The following is a 22,607-nucleotide window of genomic DNA, read 5'->3' as shown; positions in this document are numbered from 1 at the left end:
CAATAACCCCTCACTATGCTTTAAAATAAAATATTATGCTAATTTTTTCTTTTTCAATCTATATACATATGCCAATACTTCAGCAACAGCCTTGTACAATTCCGGTGGAACAACATCACCAATTTCGGCAGAAAGATACAGCGTTCGGGCCAATGGTTTATTTTCTACTATAACGACATTTGCCTCACGAGCAATCTGCTTTATCCTTTGGGCAACCAGATCCTGTCCTTTAGCAATTATAACCGGAGCAGTCATGCCTTTTTCGTATTTCAAGGCTATTGCAAAATGTGTAGGATTAGTTATAATGACATCGGCTTTGGGAACTTCATGCATCATACGCTGCAGGGATATTTGCTTTTGCTTTTGTTTTATTTTCCCCTTTATCTGAGGATCCCCTTCACTTTGTTTAAACTCATCCTTAATATCCTGCTTGCTCATTTTTAATTCCTGCTTATGCTGCCATTTTTGATACATAAAATCTATTAAGCCGATTATTAGCAGCACCGCGCATATTTCAAAAGCCAATTTGAAAATAATATCGGTAATCGTCACCAATGCCATCCGCAGATCCATAAAAATAAGCTTTGGCATCTGGATAACCTGATCAACTATATATAAATAAACAAAATATCCCACAACCAATATTTTGGCAATAGACTTAAATAATTCCATAATTGCGCGCTTGGAAAAAATCCGTCCCAACCCGGTTACCGGGTTCAAGCGATTAAGATCAAAAGATAGCGGCTCCATGCTGAAAACGAACCCGACCTGATAATAATTAAGCGCCAGTCCGGCTAATAAAATTGCCCCCATTACCGGCAAAATCGTCTTACCCAGAATAATCATCGTTTCAAGAAATAAATGCGTTACACTTTCAGCGTCCAGAGAAAGTGTCAGATTGGTAAAGATCAGTGCCATAAACTGTGTAATAGAATTGTAAATATATTCGCCACAGTTCCATAACGTAAAAAAACCCACCAATATTACAATAGCCGCCGACAAATCCTGGCTTTTTGCCACCTGGCCTTTTTTATGGGCATCAGATAAGCGTTTGGCTGTCGGATCTTCAGTTTTTTCCTCGGCAAACAATTGCAGATCAAAATCAGGTAACCGAGTTTCATCAATATATAATGTGCAGCATTGTCGTGATACTGCTGTAAAGCTCATTAAAAATCACACCTAAAAATACAGCATAAAAAGGCAGCATCATGCCGATAACAAATACACCCACAACAATCTGCGCTGGAATGCCGACAACAAATATATTCATCTGCGGCATTGTCCTGGCAAGGACTCCCAGCCCGACATTAGTCAATAATATAGCAAATAAAACCGGCAGTGCTATCTTCAGTCCGGTAGTGAATACATTGCCGACCATATCAACAATAAACATCGCAATATTACCGCTAAAGTGAGCTGTCATCGGCGGAATTACCGCAAAACTTTCTGTTAACGCGGAAAGAACAATGTAATGTCCATTGGTCGCCAGGAAAATTAAAATACACAAATTATATAAAAAACTTCCTATCAGCGGAACTTGCTGTCCCGAAGTAGGATCCATTAAATTCACTGTAGCAAAGCCAATCTGCATATCAATCAACTGCCCGCTGACATTAATTGCCGAAAATAAAACATAACCGACAAAGCCGATTAACCAGCCAATCAGCAGCTCACTGATCACTAACATGACATATTGTCCCAATTGACCGGGAACAGCCGGCAGCTGCTGCAAATCAACTATTGGAAAAACCACCAGACTTATAAAAAAAGCTGTACCCGCTCTTATTTTTACCGGTATGTTCATACTGCCAAAAAAGGGCGAAATCAAAAAAATACCACTTATTCTTGTCAGTACCAATAAATAAACCCCAATATTGTTTTGCAATAAATCAAATAAATCCAAGAGCAGGACTACTGCCTGAGTATATGCAGCTTTTCCTTTCCTAGTATTGATCGTTTACCCAATATAATTCGGTAAATTAATAAAAATACGGGCCATATAATCTACCATCATCGTCAGCATCCACGGTCCAAAAATAAGTATAGAAATAAATACGGCGATTATTTTTGGTATAAAAGCCAGTGTTTGTTCCTGAATGGACGTAGTAGCCTGGAAAATACTTACCAATAGTCCGACAATCAATCCCAAACCAAGCATTGGAGCGGAAATCACCAAAACCATCAGTAAGGCATTCTGACTCAAATTAATTATTGTATCTCCTGACATAATATCACCTATTTAAAACTTACAATTAAAGAATTTACCAACAAATGCCAGCCATCTACCATGACAAACAAAAGCACTTTAAATGGAAGTGAAATCATTGTCGGCGGCAGCATCATCATCCCCATGGACATCAATGTACTGGCAACTATCATATCAATTACAATAAACGGTATGTAAATCATAAATCCTATCTGAAAAGCTGTTTTAAGCTCACTGATAATAAAAGCCGGGATCAATGTAAAGGTTGAAACATCATCTTGTGTATCAGGGCGTTTTTCCTGCGACAAATTTACAAATAATGCTATATCTGCCTCACGCGTCTGTTTAAACATGAATTCCCGGATCGGTGCCGCTACATTTTCCAAAGCCTCATTTTGTGAAATCTGCCCATTTAAATAAGGCTGCAGCCCATTTTGATTAGCCTGTCCCCAATATGGAGCCATTATGTAAAATGTCAAAAACAGCGACAACCCGATAATTACCTGACTGGGCGGTGCATTTTGAATGGAAAGAGCATTGCGTAAAAAAGATAATACAACAACGATACGAATAAATGCAGTAGTCATAATCAAAATTGCCGGTGCTATTGATAAAATAGTCAGCGCCGCCATTATCTGCAGTGTGACCGCTACGTCCTGAGGACTATTGGATGCACCCACACCCAGACTGATATTAGCCGACGGCAGTGGTGTGGCTGCTGCCGTATAGGCTGGGATAGCTGCAAGTCCCAATAATAATATGCCTGTTTTAAGATACCCTCTCAATTCATAATAACCTTTCTCTACTTACGATATTTATTTTTGAATATGCCGGCTATTTTTTTGGAAATTCCATCCAGTGAGCTGATCTGACTATCAAAAATATCTAATGGGTTTTTTTCATTCATCTCAACAGAATCAGATAAATGCAACTTTTCTATTTCCTTTATATCCGTTATTTCTTTTAAAAGAGTTATATTATGATCAGTCACACCTAAGATCATAATATGGCCGGCTATCTCCAAAACACATACAGCGCGATTAGCTCCCAAGGGAAAATGGGCCAATAATACACCCTTACTGCTCTGTTTAAGATTTTTACCAAAATGTCCGCCTAAGTAATGCGATACATAATAAGCCAATCCAATGACAAACGCAAAAATAACGATCAGGCTCAATAAATAGGCAAATGTAGATATCCATGAAGCACTTGTCGGATGCGGATCGACATTTTGATATTGAGATAAATAGCCGCCTGATGAAGAATCACCGGCGGCAAATATCGAAACCATGGGGACGAATAAAAAGAAAAAAGATATGGCCGCAGAAAATGCAATGCATTTGTATTTATTCATCAGCCCATAGTTTTGCGAACAGCTTCCAAAACCCTTTCAGGTTGGAACGGTTTTACAATAAAATCCCGTGCCCCTGCCTGAATAGCTTCAATTACCATTGCCTGCTGCCCCATAGCACTGCACATAATAATTTTGGCATTTGGATCACTCTTTTTTATTTCCTTTACTGCGGTAATTCCATCCATCTCAGGCATAGTAATGTCCATTGTCACCAAATCAGGTTTTAATTCCTGATATTTTGTCAAAGCGACGGCACCATTTTCTGCTTCACCCACTATCTCATAACCATTTTTTGACAAAATATCCTTGACCATCATGCGCATAAACGCCGCATCATCAACTATCAAAACTTTTGTTGCCATCTTGTATTCTCCTTCATTGTTATTAAATATAAATTTTTAATATTATAAACTTCTGGTTACTTCCAAAGGACTTGCTATATCAGTTATACGAACACCAAAATTTTCATCAATAACAACTACTTCACCCTTAGCCAATAACTTACCGTTGACCAATACGTCAACAGGTTCACCGGCTAACTTATCCAGCTCAATTATTGAACCGCTCGATAAATCCAGTATGTCCTTAATGCTCTTTTTTGCTGAACCAAGTTCTACAGTAATATCCAACGGCACATTCAAAAGCAAACCAATGTTGGCATTATTTACCGCTGCCGGTGGACCAACAGTGAGCGGTGTAAATTGTGCCGGTTGAACCGGAACATTAGATACGATATTTTGTGAATTACCTGGCTGCGTATGTACCTGATAAGTTGGTGCAGTCTGCTGCGCCGGCGTGCTTGAAGGCGACGGGGAAACGGCTGCAGCTGCCGGTGCCGGAGTACTTTCCGGCTGTACTGCCGGCTCCGGTTGTGGAAGTGTTGACTGCTCAGCGCTCTTTTTAGCTGATTCAGTCAATCCCCTCACCAATTCACGGGAAACATCAACAGGCAGTATCTGCATTATTTCACTATCGATTATTCCCTCTACTTCCATCTTAAAGGAAATCCTTATAACGGGTTCTGTCTGCGTCCAAAAATCTGTTACCTCATCGGCTGTTGCCATGTCGACTATATGAACTTTAGGAGGTGAAATATCAATCTTTTTATCAAATACCTGTGACAATGACGTAGACACAGAACCCATCATCTGGTTCATTGCTTCACTCACAGCGCTTTGACGTATTTCATCCAATTCATCACTTACATTTGTACCATTGCCACCCATCATCAAATCAGCAATAACTGCCGCATCACGAGCCTGAATAGCTAAAATATTATTGCCGATAATGCCAGTCGTATAACTGACTCCCACGATGAGATACGGTATAGGATAATGTGTCTTGATATCCGCCATCGTATCCATGGTAACATTCGGTGTGGTAATTGACACCTTATGTCCCAGCAGCAATGATAACGTTGTGGCTGCACTTCCCATAGAAATGTTGCCGATTTCCCCCAGCGTGTCTTTTTCAATTTCAGTAAGGGGAGCTGCTGCATTTGGAGTCGTTTCGCTATTCGCAGCGTCAACCGCTGTATCTGTATTTGTCGTATTTGGAGTACTTGTTTGTGGAGCGTCAGGAGTGATGCCCTTAGTTAAAGCATCTATTTCCTCTTGTGAAAGCATACCATCAGCCATCCTTTTTCTCCTCCTCCTCTTCTTGTTCTATCATTTTTGTAATTTGAACTGCGGAATTTTTCCCCATAACACCAGGCCGACAGTAAAACTTAGGTTTTTCACCGATTATACAAAGTAATTCACCATCAATTTTAGTATCCAATCGTAAAATATCACCCATACCCAGGTTTAAAAATTCATTTACTGTAAGACTTACCTTCCCCAGCTGGACACTGACAGGCACTACAGCCCTGCGCAGCTTACGCTTAAGTGCATCAACTTCCTCAGGATGTTCCTGACGCGTCGACGCCGAAGCGACCCAGAAAGTAGTGGTCAATTTCGGAATAATTGGTTCAATCACGATATAGGGGATACAAATATTTATCATTCCCTCTACATCACCTATTTTGATCTGAAGTGTTATGATAACCACCATATCACCGGACGGTACAATTTGGGTAAATTGCGGATTTGATTCCATGCTTTCAATATTTACATTGAAATTTTCTACATTGGACCAGGCTTCCTGGAGATTTTCCATCATTTTGCCCATCATTTTCCGCATGACAGTTTCTTCTATATCGGTCAATGTCCTGGATTTCATTTTACCCTCATCACCCATACCGCCAAACAAACGGTCAATGATAGCAAATACGATATTGGTATCCATTTCAAAAATTATATTTCCCTTCAGTGAAGAAAGGGACAATATACTTATGACACTGGGATTAGGTAATGAACGAATAAATTCTTCGTAAGTCAATTGGTCGACAGAGGCAACTTCAACATTAGCTAATACACGCAAATTAGTGGATAGATATGTATTTAAAAGGCGGGCAAAATTTTCATGCAGCATAAACAATGTCCTGATCTGATCCTTGGAAAATTTATCCGGCCGCTTGAAATCATATACTTTTATTTTTTTCTGTTTTTCAGCTTTTACCTCATCGGCAGAAACAACTCCGGTTGAAATAGCCGACAATAATTTATCAATTTCAGCTTGTGATAAGACTTCTTCAGGCAATCGCCATCCTCCTTTGCTATTGTGATATTAACTAAATAAGAAAAGATATCCTCATTAGCTGTAAGCCATATTTGGGGCAATTACTGCAGGACAAAGCTGGTTATATAAACATTATAGACGCTGCCGTCACCTATGGCAGAATTGACCTGTTCCTTGATTGCATCCTTTAGTTTAGCTTCATTGGCAGCTTCAAATTGATCCATGCTTTGACCGCGCAATGTTCCCATCACTGCATCGAGCACTTTAGCTTGAGCGTTATCTGTCAACTTCTTATCCTTGAAATTAACTTCATCAGCCGGATTCATCTCCAGTACAATGCCAATTTTCAAGTAACGGCCGGATTTAACACCGCCGACATTAACTATAACAGTGCCGTCTTTCGGATCACCGACTTTTACAAATACCCCTGGTTCCTTTTTAATTGGCGATGCAACGTTTGTCCTGCTGACTACTTTAGTCGTCACAAAATATGATATCCCGCCGGCCAGAACCAATCCCAGCAAAACTATCACAATGATCATGACCGTCGGTTTTCCTTTTTTCTGGCCGCTGTCTTCACCATTATTATCGTTAACGACTTCCTCTTTCGCCATGTTACCACACCTTCCTTGTATGCAGTTCTTTTTATATTATACAGTATCATTTTGTAAAAAACACTGTATTATTTTCCATTAATACTTATGTAACGCACGGCGATAAAGCATTACCCGCCGTACTACTTCATCCATTTTTTCATCGACAATTATTTTTTTGCCGTTCAACAAGGTGATGACCGTATCAGGAGTTTGTTCTATAGTTTCAATTATTTCCGCATTGAGAACGAATTCTCCTTTTTTATTTGACTCAGAATTAAATTTTGTTAATTTTATCATAACGTTCTCCAATTATAATTGATGTATAAGCATTATATTAAAACATCGAAAAATAAAAGGCAAGGGGAGAATCGTTCTCCCCTGTCCCTTCATAAAAATCAAGACTGTTTCATATTGATAAGAGTCTGAAGCATCTCATCGGATACTGTGATAATTTTGGAATTGGCCTGGAAGCCACGCTGGGTGACGATCATATCACTGAACTCATTGGAAATATCGACATTGGACATTTCCAATGCCCCAGGTGTAACTGTCACGCCCTGGGCCGTAAACGTACCTACACGGGCTGTACCGGAGTTATTTGACTGTGAATAAAGGCTGCCGCCTTCTTTTTCCAAGCCTGCCGGATTATTGAAAGAGGCAATGGCGATCTGTCCGCCAGTCTGCTTTTGTCCATTGGTATAGCTTATCGTTATGACACCGTCCTGGCCTATCGACATGTCCTTGTAAAAACCGGCAGCATAGCCGTCGCCGGTGGCACTGGCATTATTTTCACCGGAGTATTGTGTCAGATTGCTGAAATCGATTGATATCTGCTGGTTCTGTGTAGCACCGTTAGGATATGGCACAGTCATGCCGACAGTCATTGAACCGCCTGATGTCAGCTTTCCTGTACTGCCGTCAAAGGTCAGCGTCTGGGTCACCCCGGAAGGAATCGTCAAAGTGCCATAGGTACCCGGAGCCACACTGGCCAGCCAGGTATCGCCGGTGCCTGATGTACGCTGGAATGAAACCGGAACAGAATGTGCGGCACCCAGACTGTCATATACTGTTGCCGTGGTCGCATAGCTTGGGTAAGTGCTCCCGCCCAAGGTATAGCTGCTGCCATATACACCTGAGCTTGTTGTGCTATTAGTGCCATCAGACAAAGTCAAGGTCATACCGCTTATAGTACTATTATCCGGAGTACCATATGGATAATCACTGCTATCGATAGTATATAAATGAGCCGGATCCGTATCAGCCGTGGGCGCCGTAGTCCCGCCTAATGTGGTCGGAATTATTCCCGTTATTTTGCTTTGATATGGATTACCTATAGTATAACCAGACGAATCTATCTGTGATGTTGTCAATGCAGACGTCTTTGTGGTTGCCCCAGAATTACCAGAATTGTAATACGTGACAGCCATAGTTGACACAGTACTAGGATATGCGATGCCCACTGTATAAGTTGATGTACTGCTACTTGGTATAGTAAACGTTGTTGTACCATCAGTAGCAGTCATACTTAATATCGTTTTTCCACCAACAGTATCTCCCACTTTATAACTACCACTTGATTCGTCGACAGTAGAATTATCCGAAAATTTTAACGTTATTTTATTTATAATAGGTGAATATCCTGTTTTATAAGTGAAGCCAGATACTCCAGTAGCAGTGCTGCCATCCGCAAAGGTAAGATCAATTCCACTAACATTACCAAATTGGTTTGAAGGCGGATAACCACCTGCCTTAAAGGGACCTCCTGATGTCAAGGGAACAGTAGAACCATCCGCCAAGGTCGCATTTATTAAAACCACCTTATTCTTATCTACAGTGTCGCCTATATGATATGCCGTGCTGGTGTCAGTGGACGGTACTGATACTGTTGTGCCATCCGCCAGTGTCAGTTTTATATTTTTTATTGTTTCTGATTTATCATCAGCCGATAAATTACCGCTTGAAGCGACCGTTGAAGTCGGCTTTGGCTGCATTGTCGAATTCATGTTGATCTTGAGGTTCTGCGTGTCGCCGCTGGGATTCACGCTGCCGTCGGTCGCGTTCCAGCCCTGCAAGTGAAGGCCGCTGCCGTTCATTACCAGGCTGCCGTCATCGTCGAGGGTAAAGTTACCATTACGGGTGTAGTAAGTGTTGTCACCGTCTTTTACCACAAAAAGCCCATTATCAGTGTCGATTGCCATATCCGTATTGTTGCCGGTGGATGAGGCACTGCCGTGTGTGAAGTTGGTATCTATGGACGATACCGACATTCCCAGACCAACCTGTTTGGCATCTACCCCGCCGACATTGCCGTTGGATGAAGACGCCCCGGATAAGGTCTGGCTAAGGGTATCAGCGAAAGTCACCCGGCTTGATTTATAGCCGGTGGTATTTACATTGGCAATATTATTGCCGATTACGTCCATTCTGGTCTGGTGGTTCTTTAGACCGGAAACGGCCGTAAACAAAGATCTCATCATAATTAATCAAGCTCCTTCTGTTGTGCAGCAGGCTGTCTCTGTCATTCAACAGCCAAAACTTCCCGAAGGTCCGGTTTTATAAAATAGCTGCACTATCAATATTAGTAAATATGTTATCCTTTGCATTTTCACCATCCATGGCGGTAATTACAGTTTTATTTGCCACACTTACAACAAAAGCTGTATTTTTTAAGTATATAAGCGCTTCCCGCGCCCCTTTTTGTGCCATTTTGCTTACCGTATCATTTAGCTTTTCCCTTGCCGCGTCAGTCAATGTTATATTTCTTTCTTTCATCCGTTTGAGTGCATGCTGGGAAAAACTGACCTCTTGTGTAGTGTCTTTTAATACGTCCGCAAAGCTTTGCACAGACTTTTTGTTATTATTAGCAGCATGAACTGATACATTGTTTTGATTGTTTACCGGCATAAATGGCTGCAAATATATTTGTGGATTTGCCATATATATTTACCTCCCCGCCGCGCTGTTTAAGAATTTTCCAAGCCTGTATTGCCAATGAGTGTCAGATCGCTGACGCTTACAGTAGTAACTCCGCTGCCTTCTTTGACAACCAGTGAAGGTGTTCCATCACTTATTGTAACGCCCTGGACCACGCCGGAATGCTGTACTTTCTGGGTGGATGTAGTACCATCGGCAGCAGTGATTGTCTTATTGGTGACCCATGTAACATTTTTTCCCATCATCGAACTTAGCTGTCCTACCAATACCGAAGTATTCAAGTTGTCAACTACGGTAGACATCGTATTCATTGCCGTTGCCATCTTGGAAATCTGTTCGGTCGAAGTGAGCTGTGAAAGCTGTGAAACATATTGTGTCCCATCCATAGGATTCAACGGATCCTGATTTTTCATCTGAGCCACTAAAAGCTGCATAAAAGTATCTTCATTAGCCAGCGTATTAGAGTCGGTTCCTGTACTCTTAGCTGCTGTTGTACCTGTCGATGAAGCCGTTGTCGGTGTAATAGCACTTGTCGCCATATTAATCCACTCCTGTTCAAATTTTATAATCGATTCCTTCACTTTCCTGTGAGGAATTCTGTCCTATAACACTTGTTATTGTATCAAAGTCTTCCATCTGACCGGCAGCATCTGTCAGCTGGTTTATCCGGTAAGCCGATTTTTTGTTATTTTGGGCGAATTGGCCGGAACCATTCTGTCCGTTTGACATCAAGTCACTGAGACCGCTGTAGACATTGATATTATCAACTTTAATACCCTGCTCCTGCAGATCCTGCCGCAGCTGTACCACAGAGGCCTGGATGATATTGCGTACCTGTGCATTATCACTGTGAAAAGACGCGTTAACGACACCGTCCGCCTGCACGGTGATTTTGAGGGATAATTCTCCCAGATGCTCCGGCTGCAGATTGATAACCATCTGTGAATTGTCGTTGGCCTTGATCAGCTGGGCATTTTTTACTATCTGGCCGGCAATATCGTAAGCCTGCTGATTTTGCTGGGCAGCCTTGGGCTGTGCAGCTGCTGTATCAGCTATATTGTCCTTCACCGGCAAGGCAAAATTCAAAGCAGCTGTATTAGTAGTGGCATCCGTCATTTTACCGGTTTTATCATCTGAACTGCCTGTCAAATTTCCCTGTGTCAGACTGTTCTGGTTGGCATGGTTTTCCAATGAAGAATCATCCGTTCTTACTGCCTGATTATTGGTCAGATCAATAACATTGATTGTCACCGGGGTGCTGTTCTTTTCATCCTTGCCATTTACCTGATTTTTATCTGCCGCAGGCAGATTTTGCATTGCCTGCTCAACGGGCAGTGCATTGACTGTCGAAGTTTTTGTTAAAACATTTGCTGCTGTTGCCGCTGTTGCTGTCTGTCCAGCTGTTTTGGATGAATCAGCCTCAGGCATGCTTTTTAATAATGCTGTTAAATCCTGTAGTGTCAAAATGCTGCCGGTTTTTTGCTGCGAATTGCCAGCTGCCGCCTGCTGCTGTTTAGTCACAGGAGCCTGCATGACAGTCTCTTGATTTGCCGCCGATACAACAGTTTGTTTATTTTCCAGCACACTAGTCGGAAAATCAGTAATCTGTCCCTTATTGGGCACTGCTGCCGTCTGCCCGGTTTCAGCCGGTATTACAGCTGCAGTTGTTGCAGCTGTGTTGCTGGTTTTTTTCCATAGTACCGCTGCAGTCAGCTGATCGAGGTTTCCTGTCGCGGCAGTATTTTTAGTTTCGGTCTGCGCCAGAAGCGTCGCCAGGACATTTATATCAAGTACATTTGCTATATTTAATTTTCCCTGCTTATCAGTAGTTGTCGTACTTTCATCTTTCCCCTTGTCACCGGCAGTTTTCCTGCTATCGGTCGTATTGGCAGACACAACCGTCTTTTTGCTGCCGCCCGATGTGGCTTTACTGACAATCGGAACTGTATTTTTACCAACAGATGCAGTATTATTATCCGCTTTAGCCGAAGAACTATCCAAGACACTGCTGAATCCAGTTGATTTATTACTGTCTTGTGTCGACACGGCAGTTTTTTGACTGCTGCCTGATTCAGAAACGGCAGGTGATTTAACAAATAAGTCTGCTGTCGTTGTTACCATATTATCACCTCCTTTCGCATTAATTGTATCATATATTAATGATAATGAAAATCGTTTACTGCTGTGCGGCGTTCACTGCACTGTCAATTTGAGTTCCGGTCGGCGGGGCAACGCCGTTATAAATGTCCTGGGTTATCTGCGCTGCCTGATTGGAATCCATATTTTCCAGTATCTTGGCCGAACGAGCCGGATCCATTTTCTGTAAAACAGATGCTGTTACATTGCTGCTCAAAGTATTAAGGATATTAGCAGCTTTTACAGGATCCATCTGCTCATATATATGGGCTACTTTACCTATTTTACTGTTTATTGCCGCTTCACGCGCTTTTTTTTGCTGTTCCAGCTGTTTTTTAGTCAGGACCACCGGCTTTGACTGCTGTCCTGACTGCAGTTGAGCATTTGCCGGTTCGGCACCAGATGGATTATCATTGCCGGCAACATCTACTTTTTCCTTTTTGCCGGTCTGTCCGGACGATTCACCGGTCGGTTTTACGAAACTCTTGCCAATTATCGGCCAATCATAAAGATGCAGCGAGTCATTCAGTTTATCGGTATTCAGAACCCGCAGGTATATACCGAGTAAGAATCCCCCCAATAATATTATAACGATCAAAAGTACTATCAAAAACCGTTTCAAAGCCTTTTTAGTCTTATGGGGTTTACTTTCCGGTGTATTTTCTTGCTGAACAGCATCTTTTGCTGCTGCATCTTTTGCCAATCGTCCGGCAGTTAAGTTTGCTGAATTCCCTGCCATCGACTCACCCGCCTTGCTGAAAAAATAATATACTATAATAAAAATAATTGCAATCTATTTCGTAAGTTAGCAAGATATTTTTTATTGGTACAGATCTAAAACATGGTTGACATAATTTTGTGTCTCACTATATGGCGGTACGCCGTTGTATTCTTTTACAGCCTGCGGTCCGGCATTATAAGCAGCTACGGCATCACGGACATTGCCGCCAAAATCATTGAGCAGTTCCTTAAGATATTTCGCCCCGCCGTCGATATTCTGCTGCGCATCATAAGGATCGGTAACGCCTAGCCCTGCTGCCGTATCGGGCATAAGCTGCATGACACCGACTGCGCCTGCAGAAGAAACGGCATCGGGATGATAATTGGATTCGGCTTCAGCCACCGCAGACAATAATTTGGCATCTATACCATACTTGGCTGCTGATTTTCGTATCAAATCAGCTATTTGCTGAGGTGCCGGGCTTCCCTGTGTACTTGCGGCATCTATTGTGTTTGCCGACTTGCCGCTTTTTTTTACACCGGCATTTTCATTTCCATCAGTTTCATTTTTCAACTGTTTGGTAAGTGTCTGCTGAAAATCGACGACATTCTGCGGCGCAAAATGTTTGATGTTGAATCTGTCTTCGATCTGCGTTATCCGCTGCTGTACTTTATTCATGTCTGATAATAAATTATCATTGCTCCCCACTGCAGAGATATTGTCTATCTGCATAAAAATCTTTCCCCCTTCAAGCCCTGCGCATATGAACCTGCAGACCTATTTCATCTATTTGTTTTTGCTCTTCGGCAAGCATTTCATATTTATATTCATCAAATCGTTTCTGACGAAGCTGCTCCAGACTCTTTACGCGTTTTTGCTGCCTTAGCAAAGCCCGGAAACAGTCTTGTTTTTTCTTGTCAGCCTGATGGACAGCCGTGATCTGGAGATCTATCTGGCTGCGTTTCCAAGTAAAAAAATTGTTATATATCTGCATTATACCAACATTGACTGTCTTTCCTTTTAACAATGTATTATATTCCTGCAGGTTGTCAGCCAGTTCCTGCTGCAAAAGCTGTTGGACAGACTTTTGTCTGATCAGGTTTTGAACAGCTGCTGCAAGCGCTACTTCAGTTTTTTCTCTTTCGATAATAGAAATTTTTAAAAAAGTCTCCAGCTGAAATACAAATTTTTTCACGGCAGCTTCCTCATCACTTTTTCTGATTATTGGCAGTTATTATTTTTATCAGGCGGGCAACTGTTTCATCATAGCCGGTTACCTCAAAAATATCCTGACAAAGAAATTTATTTATCGCATCGATTTTTTCTATTGCCATATCTATATTAGGGTCAGAGCCATTGACATATGCTCCGATATGTATAAGATCAGCTGCATCATTATAAGTGGCAAGATAAGAACGCAACAGCTGGCCTGCTTTAAAATGTTCCTTGGATACTACATCGATCATTACACGGCTGACACTGCCCAATACATCAATGGCCGGAAAATGATTTTGCGCTGCAATTTTGCGGGATAATACAATATGTCCGTCTAAAATACTGCGGACAGCGTCAGCAATCGGTTCATTCATATCATCTCCATCCACTAAAACGGTGTATATACCGGTAATGCTGCCTTCGGCGCTTGTACCGGCCCGTTCTAAAAGCCGCGGTAAAAGTGCAAATACCGATGGTGTATAACCGCGTGTTGCCGGTGGTTCTCCGACTGTCAGCCCTACTTCACGCTGTGCCATTGCAAAACGTGTAACAGAATCCATCATCAAAACGACTTTGTTGCCCTGATTGCGAAAATATTCGGCAATTGCCGTTGCAGTCATTGCACCTTTTATTCTCACAAGTGCCGGTTGATCTGATGTTGCCACCACTACAATGGATTTTTTCAGTCCGTCCTCGCCAAGATCCCGTTCAATGAATTCGCGAACCTCTCTGCCTCGTTCACCGATCAGGGCTATGACATTTATATCTGCTTCGGTATTGCGTGCAATCATACTCAGCAGTGTTGATTTACCGACGCCGCTGCCGGCCATTATACCGATACGCTGTCCGGAACCAATCGTAATCAATCCGTCGATAGCCCGTACTCCAACATATAGGGAATCATGTATTCTCGGCCGTGATAAAGGCGGCGGGGGGGCTGCCTGCAGCGGATATTCTTCCATATCCGGCGACAGTGGTCCTTTATTATCAATAGGAACCCCCAGTCCGTTCAATATGCGCCCCAGCAGTTCATTGCCAACCTTTGCCTTAAGAGTCTTTTGTGCGGCCAGCACTTCGCAGCCAGGACCAATTCCCTGCATTTCCCCTATAGGCATCAATAATATATGTCCGCCGCGAAAACCGACTACCTCAGCCGGAATTGGCTTTGTCCGGGAAAACCTTGAACACACATAGCATAGTTCTCCCATACTGACATTAGGTCCGATGGATTCAATAACAAGACCTATTACCTGCGTGACTTTCCCTGTCATCTTTATCGGATCACAATCATGTATAGCCTTCCTAAATTCATCTATTGCCAGTTTCATGTTTGCCTAAAACTTCCTTTAAAGATTTCTTGATTTCATTCAGCTGTGACAGAAGCCTGGCATCGATACTCCCATCGGGTGTTTCTATCCAGCAGTCCCCATCTGACAAACTTTCATCTGTTTTGATACTGAGCCGAACGTTGCCGCTGAGCACATTTTGCAGCTCTGATTTCGCTGCTGATGCAAATTCATAAGAATTAGCCGATACACGTATCTCTATTGTTGTTTGATTTTTCACTTTAGCCAATGCACTTTGCACAATCGGCAAAATAAGCTGTGGCATATCAGTGAATTGCTGCGGAATAATCTTCCCGGCTACTTCCATTACCAAATCAACCAAATCATTTTCTACAGTTCCAAAGTACTCCTGAACCTGCTGTTCAGCGTTGCTTACAACCCTTATTGCTTTATCATCAGCCGTTTTTACCGTCTGCTGCGCCTGCACTTTAGAATCATCCAGCCCCTTTTGATATCCCTCATCATGTCCTGATTGTCGGGCCGTTTGTTTTATTTTTTCAACTTCATTATCGGCAGCCTGCAATTTTTCAGTACAATCAGCTTCTGCTTTTTGTAATATAGAATCACTTTTTTCCTGTGCGTTTTTTACTATTAAATCAGCTTTTTTTTGCAAATCAGCTAAACTCGTCTGCTTATCAGCTATAGCATCAGTGAGCCGCTTTAATTCAGTCTGCAGCGTTATTTTCTTTTGTCGCAATTTGTCAATATCTGTCTGTACATTATCTGTAATATCAGGTTTTTCAGTGATGGCAGATTTGTCATTTACATCAACGACATTATTGTCCGGTGATGCCGCCGCAATCAATTCAGATGTTTTGACTACATACGGTTCAGTTTTCATTACAGCAGATTTAATAACCTTATACAATCATTTCATCGCCCTTTCCGCGTGACACAACTATGTCACCCTTTTCTTCAAGCTTCCTGATTATATTAACAACTTTCTGTTGTGATTCTTCAACATCACGTATACGTACGGGACCCATATACTCAAGTTCTTCCTTAAGGGTAGTAGCGGCACGCTTGGACATGTTTTTATATATTTTGGCTGCCACTTCATCAGAGGTTCCCTTCATCGCTAATGACAAGTCCTTGGAATCGACTTCACGCAGCACCATTTGCAATGATCTGTCATCAAGCATGACAATATCCTCAAAGACAAACATAAGTCGTTTAATTTCTTCAGTGAGTTCCGGATTTTCAACTTCCAGATTATCCAGTATCGTCCGTTCTGTTCCACGATCAACACGGTTAAGCATTTCCACGACAACATGAATACCGCCGGCGGCTGTAAAGTCTTGGGAAGACATTGACGAAAGCTTTTTCTCCAGAACACGTTCTACCTCACGCAGCACATCAGGTGAAGTTCTGTCCATGACAGCGACACGCTGGGCAACATCTGCCTGACTTTCCGCCGGCAGTGCCGAAAGTACACTGGCTGCCTGATCGGGATTCAGATAAGCCAAAATCATTGCAATGGTTTGTGGATGTTCATTTTGTATAAAATTAAGCAATTGCGACGGGTCCGTTTTGCGCAGAAAATCAAATGGCCGAACCTGCAGGCTGGCTGTTAAACGATTAATGATAGTTGCTGCCTTATCAGAGCCAAGTGCTTTTTCCAGGATTTTCTGCGCATAGTCAAGGCCGCCATGCGAAATGTATGATTTTGCCATTGCTATCTGGTAAAATTCACTGATAACTTCCTGTTTTTGTTCCTGTGTCACTTGCTGCTGACTGGCTATTTCTAATGTCAGTTTTTCAATATCATCATCATTGAGATGTTTAAATAGCTTAGCCGAATATTCCGGTCCTAATGCGATCAGCAAAACGGCCGCTTTTTGTTGTCCTGTCAATTCGTGTACACTGGGTTCATACATCTTTTTCCACCTACTATTGTATTTTACTCTTCAGCAAGCCATGTCCTAATCAATTCTGCTACTTGTTCCGGATTATCATCTATCAGTTTTTCGACAGTTTGCTTTTCAGTCATATGAGTCTGTTCTTCTTCTGAAATTTCTTCTTTCTCAGCCGGTACCGCATCTGTCTGTTGTGCCGCCAAACGCTGCCCTTCCATATCTGCCTGACGCTGCATTTCTTCCTCTGCCGCCTGTTCTTCGAGACGTTTTTTCCGTCTGTATAAATAATAAGCCAACCCCAGCAAAAGCAACGGTATGACAACAGCTGCAATCTCTAATAAAAGCATTCTGTTTGCCGCATCACGGGCTGCCTGTTCCTCACGGGCTTTCCGGTCAGAAATTTCTGTACTGAACGGAACCGGTTCAACAGAAACAGTGTCTCCCCGATCAGGGTCCACTCCTGCAGCTGATGCAACAGCTCTCGCTATAGCATCTTGTTGCTGACGGCTCATTTTATCACTTACTAAAACAGCTATATTAAGCCGTTTTATCGTACCTGGAGCTGCAATAGTTTTCTGGTTTTCTTCATTGATCTCGTAATTTTTAGTTGCCTGCTGTTTGGAATACTGGGCATTGGTGTTGTTCGCAGCCACATATCCCGGCGTATTTGAAGTAATACCAGCCGGTCCACCCGGTGTAGTTGAGGTCCCGTTATATGATTCTTGTGATTCTTGTGAACTGCGTAATATTCCTGCATCATCGACGACCGGTGAAAAAGTCTGTTTATCGGTCTGTTTTTGGTCAAAATCTAATTCCACATTGAGCCGGGCAAACGCATTTCCTTCTCCTAAGGCATTATCCAGCAGCGTTTGCACTTCTGCCTGCATCTGCTGACGGACCTTTTGTGTCATTTTAATCTGAGTGAGTGTCACATTGCCAAGATTATTTTTATTGTCATCGTCCTGACTGTCGGGATCGTTTAAAATTTTCCCGTCACTGTCGATAATTGTGACGTTTTCTGCCTGAAGTCCCTGTACACTGTGTGCTGTTAAATTTACGATTCCCTTTATCTCTTTTTTATTCAGTTCTTTATCCGGTTTCAGTTTCAGTAATATTGAAGCTGTGGCGGGTTTTTCGTTTTTCTTATATAAGCTGTCTTCAGGAAGAACTATATGTACTCTGGCACTTTCAACGGCGTCAATCTGCTCAATTGTTCTGGTCAGTTCGCCCTGCAATGCCTGCAAATAATTAATCTTATTTTGAAAATCCGTGACACCTAATTTACTGTCATCAAATATTTCAAAACCTTTAGTACCACGCGGCAAGCCCTGTGCTGCTAAATCCAAGCGCAGCTTATGAACGTCTTTAGCCGGGACCAAGATAGTAGTTCCCTTTTTATTTTCCTCTACTTTGTAGTCTACTTTTGATTCTTTGAGTTTTGCTGCAACTTCACCGGCATCTTTCGTCTCCATATTAGTAAACAAAGGCTGCATATCAGGTTTACTGGCATATAGGACGCTGATGCCTATTACAGCAAAAATCAGAAGCGCTCCGATACCGGCCAGAATGTATTTTTGCCGTTTAGTCATCTTTTGCCAAAATTGCAGATATCGTTCCTTCCAGCCTGCCATTATCTCAATCCCTTCACCAATTGATCATTTTAAACGATATTTAGTAGTAAATCATCATACCTGCATCCGCATTATTTCCTGATATGCTTCAACAGCTTTATTGCGAATGCTCATTGTTAAATTAAGCGCGATCTGAGCTTTTTCCGAGGCCATAACTACCTGTGATATATCGTTTACTTTTCCGGCAGCCAAATCCAAATCCATCTTTTCCGCATTTTTCTGCAATTCATTAGTTTCTTTTAAAGAATCAACTAAAAATTCACTAAAGGGTTTTTGCGCTTTTAATTCATCAGAAGTCTTTTCTTGTACATTGGCAATCTGACCAACAGCTTTCACCGGTGTCATCTGCAGCATTCCAACATCCATTACGAATCACCTCATTTATTTTCCAATATCCAGTGTTTTCATAGCCATGCTTTTAGCTGAATTAATCGCTGTAACATTGGCTTCATAGGCCCGTGAAGCAGTTATCATGTCTGTCATTTCTGCAACGATATTGACATTAGGCATCTGTACATAACCTTGCGCGTTAGCGTCAGGATTACCCGGATCGTACTTCAGTTTAAACGGAGTATCGTCTTCTTGTATTTTCACTGCGCGTACGCCATTTCCTGCGTCTCCATCAAGTTCACTGCTAAAAACATTATCAAAAGAATTTTGACCGGCATCACTGCGCGGCTCAAAAACAACATATTTACGGCGATATGCCGTTCCTTCTGCGGTTCTTGTCGTATTTACATTTGCAATATTATTGCTGATTACATCCATACGCAGACGTTCTGCCGTCATTCCCGACGCCGATGTATCAATAGAGCCAAACATACTCAAGCCCATTCCTCCCTATTATCCCTTAATTACATTATTAAGATTAGTCACATTCATATTCATTTCTCGTGCCAAAGCATCATAATACAGCGTATTTTTTGCCAAAGCAGCCATTTCAATATCCGGATCAACATTATTACCGTCAGTACGCATTGTAGTAGATGTATCATTTCTTATGACCGGTCCGGTAAAACCTGCAGTACTGTCATCATTCGATATATGTCCGGGATTAGTCACAGCCAATTGTAAATTACCACTGTCCTGCTTCGGGTAAAGTTCCTTTGCCAGTATACTTTCAAAAACAAGTTCCTTTCTCTTAAAATTTGGCGTGTTTACATTAGCTATATTGTTACTGATGACCTGCTGCCGCATATCAGCCGCCTGCATTGCCATCTCTAAAACATTGATTGCCGGTGTATTAACTACATTATCAAACATTATAATGTCCCTCTTTTATAAAAATAATTCTTTTAATTGTAATATCAAAATCCAATCAAAGTCTTATATAATTATATACAATTATTATAATTTCTCTATATATAAAAATTATCCTTTTATTTTTTAACAATCAATTTCATTTTTACATCAATAATACCTGGTTTGTTTTACGGTAAACCGTATATACAATCCGGAAAACTTATGTAATTAACTTTACTTTATATTATATATAAAATAAGTCTAAAATTTCAATATATATTATACCGAAACTTTAGACTTATAAAAATTAGTGTAGAGCGCTAAACGCTCATCTTTTCAGCTTCTGAACCTCATCGAGCAAATGTTCGTTCAATACCCGTATGTATGTTCCCTTCATTCCCAGTGACTTCGACTCGATCAAACCAGCCGATTCAAATTTGCGTAGCGCGTTGACTATCACTGAGCGAGTTATTCCCACACGATCGGCAATTTTCGAAGCTACCAGCAGTCCCTCCATGCCGTTCAGCTCACCTAAAATATTGACAGCAGCCTCTTGTTCGGAAAATGACAATGTTGACAAGGCAATTTTTACTGTGGCCTGCTTTCTCATGTCCTCTTCCATCTTTTCCGTGTGATCATGGATTATCTCCATTCCCACCACCGTAGCACCATATTCTGCCAATAACAGGTCATCGTCAGTAAACTCATCGTCAAACTTTGCAATGATCAATGTTCCTTTGCGTTCTCCAATACCGTATATCGGAACAATAGTGGTATTTTTCCCATCAAACAGACATTTTGTTTTTTCCGTGAATGCACACATGCCGCTTTTGGACTTAATATTTGCTGATGTTTCATCCATTTTTAACAGCCAATTTACATAGTGTTTAGGAAATTGACCCTGACTTACTACTTTATCAAGCATAATATCACATTCAAAGTCATCTATAAAAGCATAACCATAAATTTTTCCAGTTGTAGAAACTATATATACGTTTGCATTAAGGACATTACTTAAAACGCACGAAATACCATCATATTCTACATTATCTGATTTTTGCAATAAACGATTGATTTTTCTTGTTTTTTCTAATAGTGTTGGCATTATTAAATCCCTTTCTTTCGTAATTGTATTACTTTTTTATTGTAGCATATATGACTATAAAAATACAGTTTTTTTTCAATTTTATAAATTAATATATTTTTCAACTAAATTATACATAATTCATCATTCAATATCCATCTGGTTTTAGGAACTTTAGGTGAATTTAATATAATACAGAAAAAATAATTTAAATTTCAGATAAAATATATAAATTTCATCTGAAATTTAAATTCTCCCATCGTAAATCACAAAATAAATCTGCTCAAATCACGATTTGCAATTATATTACCCAGTTTGTCATCAATATAAGCTTTATCTATATTCACTGTTCCAGCAACCATTTCGGGTGCGTCAAAAGAAAGATCTTCCAACAGCTTTTCCATAATTGTATGCAGCCGGCGTGCTCCGATATTTTCTGTCTGAGCATTAACATCACAGGCAATTTTAGCTAAATGATCAATGGCCTCATCAGTAAAATGAATATCAATACCCTCAGTTTTCAGCAAAGCTGCATATTGTTTTATCAATGCATTGGCCGGTTCGGTCAATATTCTTTTAAAGTCTTCGTGTGTCAAAGAAGTTAGTTCTACTCTTATAGGAAACCTGCCCTGCAGCTCAGGAATCAGGTCAGACGGTTTTGCCATATGAAAAGCGCCGGCAGCTATAAATAAAACATGTTCTGTTTTTACCGGACCGTATTTAGTAACCACAGTTGAACCTTCCACTATTGGTAAAATGTCTCTTTGTACCCCTTCGCGTGAAACATCAGGCCCGGCCGCCGCACCCTTTACAGCAATCTTATCTATTTCGTCGAGGAATATTATACCGTCATTTTCAGCGTTTTTCACGCCTTCTTTAGCCACTTCCTCCATATCAACAAGTTTTTGTGCTTCTTCCTGCTCGAATATTTTACGTGCAGTTTGAATGGTCACTTTAGTTTTTTTGCGTTTTTTCGGAAACATGCTGCCCAGCATATCCTGCAGATTATTGGTTATATCTTCCATCCCTGCACCAGCCAGCATGCCAATCATCGGCGTACGGGTATCTTCCGTGTCTATTTCGACTAAATTTTTTTCCAGTTCACCGGCCAGCAAGCGTTTGCGACAAAATTCGCGGCCTGCTCCATACTTAGGTTTTTCTTCCTTTGTTGTCTGGCTTGCTTCACTTTCATTATCGGCTGTAAATATAGCCCCGATAGGGTTAACAGAATTAACTTTCTGCTGATTGGGTACCAATAAATCCAAAATTCGTTCCTCAGCCATCTTTTTAGCCTTATCAACGACTGCTGCCATTTCTCTTTGCTTAACCATTCTGACAGCCACTTCAACCAAGTCACGTACCATTGATTCAACGTCTCTGCCAACATAGCCGACTTCAGTAAACTTAGTAGCTTCCACTTTAATAAAAGGTGCGTTAACCAATTTTGCCAGCCGGCGGGCTATCTCTGTTTTACCGACACCGGTAGCCCCAATCATCAAAATATTCTTAGGTATAACTTCATCCTTCATCACTGCCGGCAGGCGGTGTGCCCGCCATCTGTTGCGCAGGGCAACGGCTACAGCACGTTTGGCATTATTTTGTCCGACTATATATTTATCCAGTTCATCTACTATCTGACGAGGTGTTTGCTCACTCAAGATAAAATC

At 41.4% G+C, this 22,607-nt stretch carries 26 protein-coding genes; all 26 read right to left on the bottom strand.

The features are described from left to right. Window positions 1-33: 33 nt before the first annotated feature. The 26 genes from flhB to hslU all read right to left on the bottom strand — a co-directional run bounded on the left by flhB (window position 34) and on the right by hslU (window position 22,598). Complete coding sequence (flhB, locus tag I6751_RS04370; RefSeq protein WP_196591837.1) at window positions 34-1,167, bottom strand: flagellar biosynthesis protein FlhB; 1,134 nt, start codon at window positions 1,165-1,167, stop codon at window positions 34-36. Then, window positions 1,121-1,903 (bottom strand): flagellar biosynthetic protein FliR, encoded by a 783-nt coding sequence (gene fliR, locus I6751_RS04365; RefSeq protein ID WP_196591836.1) that lies wholly within the window; start codon window positions 1,901-1,903, stop codon window positions 1,121-1,123. The genes flhB and fliR overlap by 47 nt, the downstream gene beginning before the upstream one ends. A gap of 54 nt (window positions 1,904-1,957) precedes the next feature. Beyond that, a complete protein-coding gene (gene fliQ / locus I6751_RS04360; RefSeq protein ID WP_182188474.1) occupies window positions 1,958-2,227 on the bottom strand; it encodes a flagellar biosynthesis protein FliQ in 270 nt (89 codons plus the stop codon). 8 nt (window positions 2,228-2,235) lie between these two features. Then, a complete protein-coding gene (gene fliP, locus I6751_RS04355; protein ID WP_414153185.1) occupies window positions 2,236-2,991 on the bottom strand; it encodes a flagellar type III secretion system pore protein FliP in 756 nt (251 codons plus the stop codon). A 17-nt stretch (window positions 2,992-3,008) separates the two neighbouring features. After that, on the bottom strand, window positions 3,009-3,560 hold the full coding sequence (locus I6751_RS04350; protein WP_231037957.1) for a FliO/MopB family protein: 552 nt from the start codon (window positions 3,558-3,560) through the stop codon (window positions 3,009-3,011). Next, entirely contained in the window at window positions 3,560-3,922 is a 363-nt protein-coding gene (locus I6751_RS04345; RefSeq protein ID WP_182188472.1) for a response regulator, read from the bottom strand. The genes I6751_RS04350 and I6751_RS04345 overlap by 1 nt, the downstream gene beginning before the upstream one ends. A 42-nt stretch (window positions 3,923-3,964) precedes the next feature. Next, window positions 3,965-5,197 carry a flagellar motor switch phosphatase FliY gene (gene fliY / locus I6751_RS04340; protein WP_196591835.1) on the bottom strand — a complete coding sequence of 411 codons (1,233 nt, stop codon included), beginning with the start codon at window positions 5,195-5,197 and terminating at the stop codon, window positions 3,965-3,967. Next, entirely contained in the window at window positions 5,190-6,200 is a 1,011-nt protein-coding gene (gene fliM, locus I6751_RS04335) for a flagellar motor switch protein FliM (protein WP_196591834.1), read from the bottom strand. The genes fliY and fliM overlap by 8 nt, the downstream gene beginning before the upstream one ends. Window positions 6,201-6,280: 80 nt before the next feature. Beyond that, entirely contained in the window at window positions 6,281-6,793 is a 513-nt protein-coding gene (locus I6751_RS04330) for a flagellar basal body-associated FliL family protein (RefSeq protein ID WP_196591833.1), read from the bottom strand. A 78-nt stretch (window positions 6,794-6,871) separates the two neighbouring features. After that, window positions 6,872-7,072, bottom strand: a complete 201-nt coding sequence (locus tag I6751_RS04325; RefSeq protein WP_182188468.1) for a flagellar FlbD family protein — start codon at window positions 7,070-7,072, stop codon at window positions 6,872-6,874. 98 nt (window positions 7,073-7,170) lie between these two features. Next, on the bottom strand, window positions 7,171-9,252 hold the full coding sequence (locus I6751_RS04320) for a flagellar hook-basal body complex protein (RefSeq protein WP_196591832.1): 2,082 nt from the start codon (window positions 9,250-9,252) through the stop codon (window positions 7,171-7,173). Window positions 9,253-9,328: 76 nt separating this feature from the next. Continuing rightward, on the bottom strand, window positions 9,329-9,712 hold the full coding sequence (locus I6751_RS04315; protein ID WP_196591831.1) for a TIGR02530 family flagellar biosynthesis protein: 384 nt from the start codon (window positions 9,710-9,712) through the stop codon (window positions 9,329-9,331). A 26-nt stretch (window positions 9,713-9,738) separates the two neighbouring features. Beyond that, on the bottom strand, window positions 9,739-10,248 hold the full coding sequence (locus I6751_RS04310; protein WP_196591830.1) for a flagellar hook assembly protein FlgD: 510 nt from the start codon (window positions 10,246-10,248) through the stop codon (window positions 9,739-9,741). A gap of 16 nt (window positions 10,249-10,264) precedes the next feature. Continuing rightward, window positions 10,265-11,830, bottom strand: a complete 1,566-nt coding sequence (locus tag I6751_RS04305) for a flagellar hook-length control protein FliK (protein WP_196591829.1) — start codon at window positions 11,828-11,830, stop codon at window positions 10,265-10,267. Between the two features lie 55 nt (window positions 11,831-11,885). Beyond that, window positions 11,886-12,584, bottom strand: coding sequence for a MotE family protein (locus I6751_RS04300; RefSeq protein WP_196591828.1), 699 nt, complete (start codon window positions 12,582-12,584; stop codon window positions 11,886-11,888). 81 nt (window positions 12,585-12,665) lie between these two features. Then, window positions 12,666-13,298, bottom strand: coding sequence for a lytic transglycosylase domain-containing protein (locus I6751_RS04295; protein WP_196591827.1), 633 nt, complete (start codon window positions 13,296-13,298; stop codon window positions 12,666-12,668). Window positions 13,299-13,314: 16 nt separating this feature from the next. Further along, a complete protein-coding gene (locus tag I6751_RS04290; RefSeq protein ID WP_196591826.1) occupies window positions 13,315-13,761 on the bottom strand; it encodes a flagellar export protein FliJ in 447 nt (148 codons plus the stop codon). Window positions 13,762-13,774: 13 nt separating this feature from the next. After that, window positions 13,775-15,109 (bottom strand): flagellar protein export ATPase FliI, encoded by a 1,335-nt coding sequence (gene fliI / locus I6751_RS04285; protein ID WP_196591825.1) that lies wholly within the window; start codon window positions 15,107-15,109, stop codon window positions 13,775-13,777. Beyond that, entirely contained in the window at window positions 15,090-15,995 is a 906-nt protein-coding gene (locus I6751_RS04280) for a FliH/SctL family protein (RefSeq protein ID WP_196591824.1), read from the bottom strand. Before I6751_RS04280 ends, fliI begins: the two co-directional genes overlap by 20 nt. Beyond that, window positions 15,988-17,004, bottom strand: coding sequence for a flagellar motor switch protein FliG (gene fliG / locus I6751_RS04275; RefSeq protein ID WP_182188458.1), 1,017 nt, complete (start codon window positions 17,002-17,004; stop codon window positions 15,988-15,990). Before fliG ends, I6751_RS04280 begins: the two co-directional genes overlap by 8 nt. A gap of 23 nt (window positions 17,005-17,027) precedes the next feature. Next, complete coding sequence (fliF, locus tag I6751_RS04270; RefSeq protein ID WP_196591823.1) at window positions 17,028-18,614, bottom strand: flagellar basal-body MS-ring/collar protein FliF; 1,587 nt, start codon at window positions 18,612-18,614, stop codon at window positions 17,028-17,030. A gap of 54 nt (window positions 18,615-18,668) precedes the next feature. After that, on the bottom strand, window positions 18,669-18,980 hold the full coding sequence (fliE, locus tag I6751_RS04265) for a flagellar hook-basal body complex protein FliE (RefSeq protein ID WP_182188456.1): 312 nt from the start codon (window positions 18,978-18,980) through the stop codon (window positions 18,669-18,671). Between the two features lie 15 nt (window positions 18,981-18,995). Continuing rightward, on the bottom strand, window positions 18,996-19,442 hold the full coding sequence (flgC, locus tag I6751_RS04260; RefSeq protein ID WP_196591822.1) for a flagellar basal body rod protein FlgC: 447 nt from the start codon (window positions 19,440-19,442) through the stop codon (window positions 18,996-18,998). A 15-nt stretch (window positions 19,443-19,457) separates the two neighbouring features. Beyond that, the gene (flgB, locus tag I6751_RS04255) at window positions 19,458-19,877 is read right to left on the bottom strand and encodes a flagellar basal body rod protein FlgB (RefSeq protein ID WP_196591821.1); all 420 of its coding nucleotides are present in this window, start codon (window positions 19,875-19,877) and stop codon (window positions 19,458-19,460) included. A 307-nt stretch (window positions 19,878-20,184) separates the two neighbouring features. Then, the gene (codY, locus tag I6751_RS04250) at window positions 20,185-20,961 is read right to left on the bottom strand and encodes a GTP-sensing pleiotropic transcriptional regulator CodY (RefSeq protein ID WP_182188453.1); all 777 of its coding nucleotides are present in this window, start codon (window positions 20,959-20,961) and stop codon (window positions 20,185-20,187) included. 245 nt (window positions 20,962-21,206) lie between these two features. Beyond that, window positions 21,207-22,598, bottom strand: a complete 1,392-nt coding sequence (gene hslU / locus I6751_RS04245; RefSeq protein WP_196591820.1) for an ATP-dependent protease ATPase subunit HslU — start codon at window positions 22,596-22,598, stop codon at window positions 21,207-21,209. Window positions 22,599-22,607: the final 9 nt, after the last annotated feature.

The sequence above is a fragment of the Pectinatus frisingensis genome (assembly GCF_015732285.1).
In the GTDB taxonomy this organism is placed as follows: Bacteria; Bacillota; Negativicutes; order Selenomonadales; family Selenomonadaceae; genus Pectinatus; species Pectinatus frisingensis.
Note: the sequence above shows the minus strand (reverse complement) of the source record. Positions and strands in the feature narration are given on the sequence as shown.

Coding starts and splice junctions, on each gene's coding strand:
- flhB (WP_196591837.1), bottom strand. CDS start 1,167: ATGAGCTTTACAGCAGTATCACGACAATGCTGCACATTATATATTGAT.
- fliQ (WP_182188474.1), bottom strand. CDS start 2,227: ATGTCAGGAGATACAATAATTAATTTGAGTCAGAATGCCTTACTGATG.
- I6751_RS04350 (WP_231037957.1), bottom strand. CDS start 3,560: ATGAATAAATACAAATGCATTGCATTTTCTGCGGCCATATCTTTTTTC.
- I6751_RS04345 (WP_182188472.1), bottom strand. CDS start 3,922: ATGGCAACAAAAGTTTTGATAGTTGATGATGCGGCGTTTATGCGCATG.
- fliY (WP_196591835.1), bottom strand. CDS start 5,197: ATGGCTGATGGTATGCTTTCACAAGAGGAAATAGATGCTTTAACTAAG.
- I6751_RS04330 (WP_196591833.1), bottom strand. CDS start 6,793: ATGGCGAAAGAGGAAGTCGTTAACGATAATAATGGTGAAGACAGCGGC.
- I6751_RS04325 (WP_182188468.1), bottom strand. CDS start 7,072: ATGATAAAATTAACAAAATTTAATTCTGAGTCAAATAAAAAAGGAGAA.
- I6751_RS04320 (WP_196591832.1), bottom strand. CDS start 9,252: ATGATGAGATCTTTGTTTACGGCCGTTTCCGGTCTAAAGAACCACCAG.
- I6751_RS04315 (WP_196591831.1), bottom strand. CDS start 9,712: ATGGCAAATCCACAAATATATTTGCAGCCATTTATGCCGGTAAACAAT.
- I6751_RS04310 (WP_196591830.1), bottom strand. CDS start 10,248: ATGGCGACAAGTGCTATTACACCGACAACGGCTTCATCGACAGGTACA.
- I6751_RS04305 (WP_196591829.1), bottom strand. CDS start 11,830: ATGGTAACAACGACAGCAGACTTATTTGTTAAATCACCTGCCGTTTCT.
- I6751_RS04300 (WP_196591828.1), bottom strand. CDS start 12,584: ATGGCAGGGAATTCAGCAAACTTAACTGCCGGACGATTGGCAAAAGAT.
- I6751_RS04295 (WP_196591827.1), bottom strand. CDS start 13,298: ATGCAGATAGACAATATCTCTGCAGTGGGGAGCAATGATAATTTATTA.
- fliI (WP_196591825.1), bottom strand. CDS start 15,109: ATGAAACTGGCAATAGATGAATTTAGGAAGGCTATACATGATTGTGAT.
- fliG (WP_182188458.1), bottom strand. CDS start 17,004: ATGTATGAACCCAGTGTACACGAATTGACAGGACAACAAAAAGCGGCC.
- fliF (WP_196591823.1), bottom strand. CDS start 18,614: ATGGCAGGCTGGAAGGAACGATATCTGCAATTTTGGCAAAAGATGACT.
- fliE (WP_182188456.1), bottom strand. CDS start 18,980: ATGGATGTTGGAATGCTGCAGATGACACCGGTGAAAGCTGTTGGTCAG.
- flgB (WP_196591821.1), bottom strand. CDS start 19,877: ATGTTTGATAATGTAGTTAATACACCGGCAATCAATGTTTTAGAGATG.
- codY (WP_182188453.1), bottom strand. CDS start 20,961: ATGCCAACACTATTAGAAAAAACAAGAAAAATCAATCGTTTATTGCAA.